The organism is Corallococcus sp. AB018, assembly GCF_003986945.1.
GTDB classification, from domain to species: domain Bacteria; phylum Myxococcota; class Myxococcia; order Myxococcales; family Myxococcaceae; genus Corallococcus; species Corallococcus exiguus.
Genome location: NZ_RAWR01000291.1, coordinates 1 through 10,447, shown reverse-complemented (window position 1 = coordinate 10,447; position 10,447 = coordinate 1). Strand labels below are relative to the sequence as shown.

Sequence of the window (10,447 nt, the reverse complement as noted above, 5' to 3'; positions counted from 1 at the left end):
GGGGTGGACATAGCAGCAGGGGTCGCCTGGGGTGGTGCGGAAGAGGTGATGGGATGGATTGGGCCCGCGGGAACGTGTGGTTCGAATGGGCCCCCGGCGAAACGCCAGAGGAGCGCGGCGATGGCGAGCGCGACGATGCCGGCGAGGAGACCACGCCATTGGCCGCGGTCGCGGTCAACTCGGGCGACGTGCCGCTGGAGCGACTGGGGGATGGAGGGCATCTCCAGCGCCTCCGAGGCCGGCTCGCCGTGGCGCTGTTTCGAGGGCGGATGAACCGGCACGTCGTATTCAGCGGAAGCACTGGCTCGGAGTTCCGCGAGCTCACGGCGCAGCGCCTCGGTGTCGACCGGACGCTTCTTGGGGTCTCGGGCCAGGACGCTCTCCACGAGATCGCTCAACTCCGCTGGAACCCGCGCATTCACCAGGCGGGGTGGCGGCGGTGGGAGGGCAAGACTGTTCAAGTCGAAGCGCGGACGAAACTCCGTCGGTCGTGGGTCCGTCAGCAGCTCATGGAGCATGACACCGACCGCGAAGATTTCGTCGGCGACCTGGAAGGCGTAGCGCGCCCGGCGCTCATCCTTGTGCTCGCGCAGGAACTTGAACTGCTCGGGGGCGCGATAGCGGTCCGTGCCTGGAGGCAAACCCCCGTTCGTCAGGTCTTCGGCGAGCGTATAGGTCGCGCAACTGAAGTCGATGATGACGGGCTCGCCGTCGCTCTTGCGGATGAGGACGTTGGACAGCTTCAGGTCCCGGTGCAGGATGCCCCGGCCGTGCATGTACGACAGCGCACCGGCGAGCTTCTCGAAGACGCCGAGGATTTCACGAACGGTCGGGTGCTTGCGCTCCGCCCACTCCGCGAGCGTCCAGCCGTCCACATAGTCGAGCGCGAGGTAGAGGTTCCCGCTCTCCGCGAGGCCATGCCCTTGCGGCCGGACGATGTTCGGATGGTCCAGCATGAGCAGCGCCGTCAACTCCCGCAGCGTCCGAGCATGGGTCTGCTTGAGGTCGCCGCTGGACTCCCGGTGCTGGGCCACCTTGATGGCGCGGTGCCTGCCGTTCTTTTCGCCCAGGAAGACGAACGCGAAGCCTCCGTCGCCGAGTGCCTTGGCCACCTGCCATCCATCAATGAGCGAACCGGGAGGAAGGTTGATCATCGTCGCGCTCATTGGACAGCCACCTCCGCGGGCTGTGGAAAGCGTACGGCTGGAATCGTGAGATGACGTCCCCCATCCCCGCGCACCTCCAGGGTGAAGACAAGGTCTGCCTTCGTTTCAGGCATTTCCACGACCACAAGGACCCGCCTCCACTCACCAGGAGGAATCGGCCCCGGCTGCTTCGCGACGAGCCTCGCTCGCAGAGGCAGGTCGAGCCGGCCCACGAACGTTGCCTCTCCGGGTGTCCAGTCCGGGTGGTCCAACTCATTCTTGATCTTCACGTCCGCCAGAATCCATTTCGTGCCCCGAAAGGCCACGAGCGACTCCACGGAAAGTCCCTGTACAGGCCCCCTCCGGCCCTTTCTGCTGGACGCCGCGATGCCCTTGTCGTCCACGTAGCCAAGCAGCACGAAGTCTTCCGGTTTCGGCGCTGGTGCTTGAGCCGAGGGCGGACAGGTCGTGTTCAGAAGCTCCAGGCGCTGCACGTCGATCCGCGAGTCCACTTCAGCCGGGTGGTTCATGAGCACGAAGGCGGCCCGTGCGGGCGCTCGGCCATCGTCGAAGAAGACTCCAATCTCCAGACGCTCATCGTCACCAAGACTGGCCACGGGCTGAATGATGACGGAGCGCTCGCCCGCATCCAGGAGGCGGATCCGGGACTCATCGAAGGTCAGGGTCTTCTTCTGGATCGGCGAAGAGAAGAGGAACACTGTCGGCGTGTCTCCCGCCACATGGACGATGGGCAGCGGATCGGCGGACGTGCTGGCGATGGTCACGGTGCGCTGACGCCCGATGCGCGTCCTCGTGGCCGGCTGTGCCTGCGCGGCAGCTCCCCAGGTGACAATGAGCGCCAGGGGAAGAGCCAATCTGAAGGGTTGGAGCAAGGATTCGTGACCTCCCGGATGGGCACGCTACCATCGCGGGTGTTCGCGCAGTGGGCTCTTTCCCTTGGCCAAAGTCGCGTCCCAAGCCCCTTGAGCGAGTCAAGACGCTGCCTGGTCGCTACTCCCTGGTAGGGCGCTTACCTGTTCAACCAGAAGTAAGAGTTGGCACTGGTGAGCGCCCTCTCCAGGAACTCGCTGAAGGAGACGGCGATGGGGCGCACGCCTTGAGGGAAGGTCTCGTGGTACGCGTCGAGGAGCGGGTACCGGCCATTCACCGGATGGGCGACGTCCAGGATGACATAGTCGGAGTCCTGGAGATCCACGAGCGTGTACCAGGACGCGGAGCCGAACTGGTCGTCATCACCTGGGCGCATGGCCATGCGGGCTCGGCGGATCTGCTCCAGAGGCAGCAGGTGGTAGTTCGCGTCCGGGAAGGGCTGGAAGAGGGCCGCGCCATCGCAGTGCAGGTAGAAGGCGCGCAGTTCCTCATCGAGCTTCCATCCGACGCGCGCCTCGAAGGCGGCAAGTTGGGCGGGTGTGGCGGGAGGATTGGGGAAGTGGCGGGCGGAGATTTCCGCCAGCAGTCGCTGCATGTTCGTGAGCATGGTGCCGCCCTCAGTCCACGTAGGGGCGCTCAGGGCCCGGTGCCAGCCACTTCCCACTTGGTGCGTAGCAGGCGGGGTACTCGGAATTGAAGACGTTGTGTACGTCATCCGGGGCTGGCAGCACGTTGCTCGGCGCTGTCGGCGGGCCACCGTGGCCCAGGTCGAAGATGTGATGGCCCGGCCAATACTTGCCAGAGCTCGACTTCGGCCACGGGCCAAATTCTCGCCCCCATGCATCACGGAAGCCCGGACGGGCGTTGTTCCATGTCTTCCGCAGGCTTTCTCCATCCACCTTCGGGTAGTCGCAGCAGCAGTGGGTGATGGCCATTCGCCCACCGGCCTCCGCAGGCATGAAGAAGTAGCGGCCCTTCCAATCGCTTTTGATGTCCGCCAGCCAGATGCAGCCCATGAGCCGGTGGCCCTGGGCAGCGCATTTCGATTCGCACCGGGACAGGAATGCGGCGCTGCATTGCCAGGGGCCATAGTAGATGGTCGTGCTCAGCTGTCCTCCATCAGGAGTCACGACCGAGCCTGACCACTTCGCCGAGACCGGTTTGCCGACGGTGCCGATAGTGGCTGATCCACAGCCAACGAGGACGAGTACAAAGGCGGTCGTCGCAGTGCGTTGAGTGCAGACAGGCATCATGGCAAGGCGTGATAGCGCGATTGCTTCCATCCGGAAAAGGGAGAGGACTCCGATGTTCGTCATCATGGGAGCCACGGGCCGGTTGGGCCGTTTCGTCATTGAGGGACTGCTGAAGAAGGTCCCCGCGAACCAGATCGCGGTCGCGGTGCGCAATCCGGACAAGGCCACGGAGTGGGCCGCGCGCGGCGTGCAGGTGCGCCAGGCGGACTACAGCCGCCCGGAGGAGTGTGACGGCGTGTTCTCCCTCGGGGACACGGTGCTGCTCATCTCCTCTGGTGAGGTGGGCCAGCCGCTGGCCGCCACGCTCCAGCAGGGCTGAGAAACACCACGGGGGAGCAGTCCCTGTCGGACGGCCCCCCCGCGTTGCTTCAAGTCTGGACCTCGCGTCAGGCCACCTGCGCTCCGGCGCCGCTCTGGCGGGCCACTTCACGCGGCTCCGGGTACACGGCGCGCTGGGGCGTGGTGATGCGGATGACGCCCAGCTTGGACAGCACGCGCATCACCTGCCACGTGGGGTCGATTTCGAAGGCGCGCGCCGCGAAGTTCGGGCTGCTGCCGTACTTGTGGTGGTTGTTCTGGAACAGCTCGCCCATGCACAGCACGTCCACCGGCAGCGTGTTGCGCGACTTGTCGGCGCCCTTGAAGTTCCGGTAGCCGTACTTGTGCCCGCACCAGTTCACGATGGCGCCGTGCACCGGCCCCATCACGAAGTGCACCGGCAGCAGCAGGAACATCCAGGGCGACGTCGCGAACGTCGCGTAGAACGCCGTGTATAGCGCCACCCAGCCCAGCACCGCGAACCAGGACTGGCCCAGCGTCTCGTCCACGAGCTTCCACTCCGGATAGCCACCCTCGAAGCGCGGCTCCGGCTGGATCCGGCGCGCCAGGATGCCCGTGTAGCGCTCCTTCGTGTGCCACATCATCCGCATCACGTCCTTGAAGTAGTGCGGCGAGTGCGGGTCGTTCTCCGTGTCCGAGTACGCGTGGTGCTCGCGGTGCAGGATGGCGTAGGCGCGCGGTGACAGGTACGACGAGCCCTGCACCAGGTAGGTGAGCAGGTGCATCACCTTCTCCGTGCGCGGACCCATGCTGTACATGCGGTGCGCCGCGTAACGGTGCTGGAAGAAGCTCTGGAAGAAGACGCAGAGCAGCCAGTGACTGATGAAGAAGATGACGATGGCCATGACTCTCCCGTGATGACAGACACAGGGCTAACACCCCCCCTGTCATGGCAATGTCAGCGCTCCCCATGTCACCGGCAGCGGACCGGCCCCACCGTCCCGTCCCGGACGCACGCCACTGAGCGTCCCATTCCTCCGCCTGTCCGCTGGTGGATAAGGCCCGGTGCGGCCATCCATTCGCCTCCGTCCCTCGTGTCGCACCGCGACGTTGCGGGCCGTCCCCAGGGAGGGCAGAAGGGCACGCGGCGCGTCACCCCGGGCTTCACTCCCCTTGCGCCCAGGAGCCTCCACCGTGGATCGGGCAACCCTCGTCGGACTGGACAAGCAGCACGTCTGGCACCCCTACACCGCGATGGAGCAGTACATCGCGAAGACGGACCCGCTCGTCATCGTCCGCGCGGAGGGGGTCTGGCTCCATGACGCGGACGGACGGCGCTACCTGGACGCCAACGGCTCGTGGTGGGTGTCCACCCTGGGACACCGCCACCCGCGCCTCGTGCACGCACTCACCGAGCAACTGGGCAGCCTGGCCCACGTCTCGCTCGCGGGCATCACGCACGGACCCGCGGCCCTGCTGGGCGCGGAGCTGACCGCGCTGGCTCCGGGCGCGGACCGGGCGGACGTGCCCTCGGAGCAGAAGCTGTCGCGCGTCTTCTATTCGGACAACGGCAGCACCGCGGTGGAGGTGGCCATCAAGATGGCCGCGCAGTACTGGGCCCAGAACGGCCGCCCCCGCCGCACCCGCTTCATCACCCTGACCGGCGCCTTCCACGGCGAGACGATTGGCGCCACCAGCGTGGGCGGCGTGCACGAGTTCCGAGACGTGTTCGGCCCGCTCCTCTTCGACGTGGTGCACGTGCCGTCCCCCGCTGAACCCGATGGCCACGCGCGCGCCCTGGCCGAGGTGAAGGCCGCGCTCGCGGCGGATCCGGACGGCATCGCAGGCGTCATCCTGGAGCCCGTGCTCCAGGGCGCGGCGGGCATGTGGATGTCGTCGCCGGACTTCGTGCGCGAGGTGCGCGAGGCCACCCGCGCGGTGGACACCTTCCTCATCGCCGACGAGGTCTTCACCGGCATGGGCCGCACCGGTGCTCGCTTCGCGGTGGACCTGGCTGGCGTGGTGCCGGACCTCCTGTGCCTGGCCAAGGCGCTCAGTGGGGGCATGCTGCCCTTCGCCGCCACGCTCGCGTCCGAGCGCATCTTCCAGGGCTTCCTGGGGGCGAAGGACCGGGCGCTCTATTACGGGCACTCGTACTGCGGCAACCCGCTGGGCGCGGCCGTGGCGCGCGAGGTGCTGGCCGTGTACCGCGACGAGGACGTGCTGGGGCAGGTGCAGCGCAAGGCGCCTCGCGTGAAGGCCGCCTTCGAGCGCATGGCCGCCACCCTCCCCGGGCTCGTGCGCCCGCGCGCGGTGGGCATGGTGGGCGCGGTGGACCTGGGTGGCGGAGGCTACTTCGCGGACAGCGGCTGGCGCGTCTACGAGGCCGCTCGCCGCCGCGGCCTCTACCTGCGCCCCATGGGCAACACCGTCTACATCGCGCCCGCGCTCAACATCCCGGACGCGGACCTGGACCTGCTGCTCGCGGGCGTGGAGGACAGCCTGCGCGAGGTGGCGGCGGGCTGAGCCGTCCCTTCCGGGTGGCGGAGTGGCGGAGCGCTGCGTCCGTACCCGCCCACCGGCGCGTGCCAGGAGGCCCCTTCCTGCCTTCTGGTGCTGCGAGGCCGTCACCGTGCGCATCCGTTGAGTCAGGCGCCGTGCCGGTGCCGGCTCTTGAGGAGGGAACCGCCGTGACACTCGAAACCCACCGTCCGCAGACAGGCCCCGGCCTGCCCGGCGGGCTGACGCCGGACAGCGTGGAGCTGTTCCGGGCGCAGCTGCGCGGCACGCTCATCCAGCCAGGAGACGCCGACTACGCGGAGGCGTGCCAGCTGTACAACGCGATGATCCACAAGCGCCCGGCCATGGTGGCCCGGTGCGCGGACGTGGCGGACGTCATCGCCGCGGTGGCCCTGGCCCGCGAGCGCAAGCTGCCCCTGGCCGTGCGCGGCGGCGGCCACAACGGCGGCGGACTGGCGCTGGTGGATGACGGACTGGTCATCGACCTGTCGCGCATGCGCGACGTGCGCGTGGATCCCGAGGCCCGCACGGTGCGCGTCGCGGGCGGCGCCGTCTGGGGGGACGTGGACCACGCCACCCATGCCTTCGGGCTCGCGGTGCCCTCCGGCATCATCTCCACCACGGGCGTGGCCGGGCTCACGCTGGGCGGCGGCCTGGGATACCTCACGCGCCGCTTCGGGCTCACCATCGACAACCTGCTCGCCGTGGACATGGTGCTCGCGGACGGTCGCTTCGTCACCGCGAACGAGGAGAAGTTCCCGGACCTGTTCTGGGCGGTGCGCGGCGGGGGCGGTAACTTCGGCGTGGTGACGTCGTTCCTCTTCCGCGCCAACCCCGTGGACATCGTCATCGGTGGCCCCACGCTCTGGCCCCTGGACCGCGCGGCGGAGGTGATGCGCTGGTATCGCGAGTTCCTCCCGGCCGCGCCGGAGGACCTCAGCGGCTTCTTCGCCTTCATCACCGTGCCGCCCGCGCCGCCCTTCCCGGAGGAGCTCCACCTCCAGAAGATGTGCGGCGTGGTGTGGTGCTACACGGGCGACCCCGCGCGCGCGGACGAGCTGTTCGCGCCCGTGCTGGCGCTCAAGCCCGCGCTGCACGGCGTGATGCCCATGCCCTTCCCGATGTTGCAGACCGCCTTCGACGCGCTCTACCCGCCGGGACACCAGTGGTACTGGCGCGCGGACTTCGTGCGCGAGATTCCGGACGCGGCCATCGAGCAGCACGTGTCCTTCGCCGGGCGCCTGCCGTCCATGCAGTCCACCATGCACCTGTACCCCATCGACGGGGCGGCGCACCGCGTGGGCCCGCATGACACGGCCTTCCGCTTCCGCGACGCGCGCTGGTCGGAGGTCATCGTCGGGGTGGATCCGTCACCGGAGCGGGCGGCGGACATCTCCACCTGGACGAAGGAGTACTGGAGCGCGCTGCACCCGTACTCGGCGGGCGGCGCCTACGTGAACTTCATGATGGATGAGGGCCAGGAGCGCGTGCAGGCCACCTACGGTGACAACTACCCGCGGCTGGTGGAGGTGAAGCGGACATACGACCCGCAGAACCTCTTCCACGTGAACCAGAACATCCTGCCCGGTCCGGTGAAACCCCCGAGCGTCGCGCACTGAGGCGCGCGCTCAGGCCTGGGCCCGCGGAGGGAGCGGCAGGTCGATGAAGAAGGTGGCGCCCTGGCCGGGGGGGCTTTGCAGGACCAGCTTGCCGTGGTGGCCCTGCACGATTTGATGGGCGATGAAGAGGCCCAGCCCCAGGCCGTGAACGGTCTGGGGCGGGCCGCCGCGCTCGAAGCGCTCGAAGACGCGGGCCTGGTGCTCGGGCGGGATGCCCGGGCCGCCGTCCGACACGTAGAGGATGAGCCGGTCGCCGCGCCTGGTGAACCCGATGCGCAGCGGCGTGCCCGGCGCGTACTTGATGGCGTTGGACACCAGGTTCGTCAGCACCTGCTGCATGCGCGAGCGGTCCCACCACACGCGCAGGTTCAGCTCCGCCCGCAGCTCCAGGACGCAGCGGGCCTGCTCCATCTGTTCGCGGAAGGTGTCGAGGACCTCGTGGATCATCTCCATCGGGTCGCTCTCCTCCATGTGGAAGTCCAGCTTGCCCGCGCGGATGCGTGAGACGTCCAGCAGCTCGTCCACCAGCCGCGACATCCGCTCCACCTGCCGCAGCGCGGAGTCCATCGCGGACGTGAGCTTCTCCGCGGAGGGCGGCTCGCCGCGCTTGGGAGACAGGCGCCGGCGCGTCATCTCCAGGTGCAGGAGCAGCGCGGTGACGGGAGTCTTCAGCTCGTGCGACGCCACGCCCAGGAAGGTGTCGCGCGCGGCGACCGCGTGCTGGAGGTCATGCGTGAGGGTCTCCAGTTGCTGGCGCGCGTGGGTGCGCTCGCTGACCTCCTGCACGGCGACGAGCAGGCCCTGGATGCGGCCCTTTCCGTCGCGCTGGGCGTGGATGTCCACGTCCAGCAGCAGCTCCTTGAGGCCGCCCTGGCTGTCCGGCTGGCGCGCCGGGACCTCGCGGCCCACGAAGGGTTCGCCGGTGCGGTAGACGCGCTCCAGGTGCTGGAGCAGCACGCCGTGGCCTCCGACCGGTTGCGCGTCGCGCGCGGGCCTGCCCAGCATGTCCCGGCCCATCAGGTTCGCGAACATGGGGTTGATGACAGAGAAGACGAGGTCCGGGCCCATCATCACGCACATGGCCGCGGGGGCCTGCATGAAGAAGTCGGACAGCTGCTGCCGGGCCTGCCCCAACTGGAGCTGGCTGTCCACGCGCGCCAGCAGCTCGCGCGCGGAGAAGGGCTTCACCAGGTAGTCGTCCGCGCCGGCCTGGAGCCCCTCGATGCGGGCCTCCTCGCCCGCGCGCGCCGACAGCATGATGAAGGGGATGCCGCGCGTGCGCGCGTCGCCGCGCAGCTTGTGGAGCAGCCCGAAGCCGTCCAGCCGGGGCATCATCACGTCGCTGAGGATGAGGTCCGGCGTCAGCTCGAGCGCCGCCTCGAAGGCCGCCTCGCCGTCCGCCACCGCGCGCACGTTCCAGTGGGCCGACAGCAGGCTGCTCACGTACCCGCGCATGTCCGCGTTGTCGTCCGCGACGAGGACGCGCCCACGCCCCATGGGCAGCGCGAACCCCGCGCCTGTGTTTCCCAGCACGGAGGAGCTGCTGAAAGCCCTCACTGGCTCCGGCTCGGCACCCGGCGGCGGGAGGGACTCCGGCGCATCCGGCAGCCAGCGCAGGGCCTCCTCGCTGAAGGCGGACCCCAGCTTGCCCGCGTGCGGGGTCCCTTCGTCCTCCTGGACCTGTTCAGCGGGCAGGTGCGCGCGGCCCAGCGGCAGCTCCACGAAGAAGGTGCTGCCCTCGCCCTCCACGCTGTGGACGCCCAACGTGCCGCCGTGCAGCTTCACCAGCTCCTGGATGAGCGCCAGGCCAATGCCGGTGCCTTCATGCGTGCGCCCGCGCGAGGACTCCACGCGGTGGAAGCGCTCGAACACGCGCGGCAGCTCCGCCTCCGGGATGCCGGTGCCGGTGTCCCGCACGGTGAGCCGCACCCGCGTCCCCTCACGCTGAAGCCGCACGGTGACGCCGCCGTGGAGCGTGAACTTGAACGCGTTGGAGAGCAGGTTGAGGACAACCTTCTCCCACATGTCCCGGTCCACGTAGATGGGCTCGCCCACGTCCTGCGTCTCGACGGTGTACTGGAGCCCCGCCTTCTCCATGGCGGAGCGGAAGACGCTGGCCAGGTCCTCGGTGAGCCGCGTCAGGTCCGTGGGGTGGTAACTCGCCTTCACCCGGCCCGCCTCGATGCGCGAGAAGTCCAGCAGCGAGTTGACCAGCTTCAACAACCGCAGGGCATTGCGATGGGTGAGCTCCTGGCGCGCGCGCTGCGATGGCGGCAGGGGCGCGGACGCGTCCGCGAGCGACTCCTCCAGCGGCCCCAGGATGAGCGTGAGCGGCGTGCGGAACTCGTGCGACACGTTGGAGAAGAACGCCGTCTTCGCCCGGTCGATGGCCGCCAGCGCCTCCGCGCGCTGCGCTTCCGCCTCGTAGGCGCGCACGCTGGCGACGGCGTTGGTGACCGTGGCCTGGAGCTGCTCGTAGAAGCCGCGGTAGGTGTCATCCATCGCGCGGCGGGGGCTCACGCCGGCCACCAGGTAGCCGAAGGGCTCCGCCATTCCGGCCGGGTGGATGGGCAGCACGCGCGCATGCGTCGGCGGCTCCTCGTACGGCCCCAGCACCGTGCCCATGTCCAGGTTCAGGCTCAGCGGCGCGCGCGGCACGTCCAGCGGGTCCGCGCCCGCGGTGGCGAAGGGCCACGGCCCGTCCAGCCCCGCCTCCACCGGGCTCCACGCGGTGCCCGGG

Annotated in this window: 9 protein-coding genes; 3 read left to right on the top strand and 6 right to left on the bottom strand. The window is 69.0% G+C overall.

The window, feature by feature from the left end:
* The 4 genes from D7Y11_RS38750 to D7Y11_RS38735 all read right to left on the bottom strand — a co-directional run.
* The coding region (locus tag D7Y11_RS38750) for a serine/threonine-protein kinase (protein WP_233607539.1) at positions 1 to 1,166 on the bottom strand (1,166 nt) is incomplete at its 3' end.
* Positions 1,163 to 2,038, bottom strand: a complete 876-nt coding sequence (locus tag D7Y11_RS38745) for a DUF2381 family protein (RefSeq protein WP_120580902.1) — start codon at positions 2,036 to 2,038, stop codon at positions 1,163 to 1,165. The genes D7Y11_RS38750 and D7Y11_RS38745, both read right to left, overlap by 4 nt.
* A 137-nt stretch (positions 2,039 to 2,175) precedes the next feature.
* On the bottom strand, positions 2,176 to 2,643 hold the full coding sequence (locus D7Y11_RS38740) for an SMI1/KNR4 family protein (RefSeq protein WP_172810418.1): 468 nt from the start codon (positions 2,641 to 2,643) through the stop codon (positions 2,176 to 2,178).
* 10 nt (positions 2,644 to 2,653) lie between these two features.
* A complete protein-coding gene (locus D7Y11_RS38735) occupies positions 2,654 to 3,355 on the bottom strand; it encodes a hypothetical protein (RefSeq protein ID WP_233597459.1) in 702 nt (233 codons plus the stop codon).
* Here D7Y11_RS38735 and D7Y11_RS38730 point away from each other — a divergent pair.
* Positions 3,342 to 3,608 carry an NAD(P)H-binding protein gene (locus D7Y11_RS38730; RefSeq protein WP_306466123.1) on the top strand — a complete coding sequence of 89 codons (267 nt, stop codon included), beginning with the start codon at positions 3,342 to 3,344 and terminating at the stop codon, positions 3,606 to 3,608. The two genes, D7Y11_RS38735 and D7Y11_RS38730, sit on opposite strands and share 14 nt — an antisense overlap.
* Before the next feature lie 67 nt (positions 3,609 to 3,675).
* Here the strand turns inward: D7Y11_RS38730 and D7Y11_RS38725 are convergent, their stop codons facing one another.
* The gene (locus D7Y11_RS38725) at positions 3,676 to 4,473 is read right to left on the bottom strand and encodes an acyl-CoA desaturase (RefSeq protein ID WP_120580904.1); all 798 of its coding nucleotides are present in this window, start codon (positions 4,471 to 4,473) and stop codon (positions 3,676 to 3,678) included.
* 289 nt (positions 4,474 to 4,762) lie between these two features.
* Between D7Y11_RS38725 and bioA the strand changes: the two genes are divergently transcribed.
* Both bioA and D7Y11_RS38715 read left to right on the top strand, forming a co-directional pair.
* On the top strand, positions 4,763 to 6,094 hold the full coding sequence (bioA, locus tag D7Y11_RS38720; protein WP_120595466.1) for an adenosylmethionine--8-amino-7-oxononanoate transaminase: 1,332 nt from the start codon (positions 4,763 to 4,765) through the stop codon (positions 6,092 to 6,094).
* Positions 6,095 to 6,258: 164 nt separating this feature from the next.
* Complete coding sequence (locus tag D7Y11_RS38715; protein ID WP_126936192.1) at positions 6,259 to 7,707, top strand: FAD-binding oxidoreductase; 1,449 nt, start codon at positions 6,259 to 6,261, stop codon at positions 7,705 to 7,707.
* A 9-nt stretch (positions 7,708 to 7,716) separates the two neighbouring features.
* Here the strand turns inward: D7Y11_RS38715 and D7Y11_RS38710 are convergent.
* Positions 7,717 to 10,447: ATP-binding protein (locus D7Y11_RS38710; RefSeq protein ID WP_126936191.1), on the bottom strand; the 2,731-nt coding region annotated here is incomplete at its 5' end.

Bases quoted from the DNA above. Each gene is read 5' to 3' on its own strand.
- D7Y11_RS38735 (WP_233597459.1), bottom strand. From the start codon at position 3,355: ATGATGACGAACATCGGAGTCCTCTCCCTTTTCCGGATGGAAGCAATC.
- D7Y11_RS38725 (WP_120580904.1), bottom strand. From the start codon at position 4,473: ATGGCCATCGTCATCTTCTTCATCAGTCACTGGCTGCTCTGCGTCTTC.
- D7Y11_RS38740 (WP_172810418.1), bottom strand. From the start codon at position 2,643: ATGCTCACGAACATGCAGCGACTGCTGGCGGAAATCTCCGCCCGCCAC.
- D7Y11_RS38730 (WP_306466123.1), top strand. From the start codon at position 3,342: ATGTTCGTCATCATGGGAGCCACGGGCCGGTTGGGCCGTTTCGTCATT.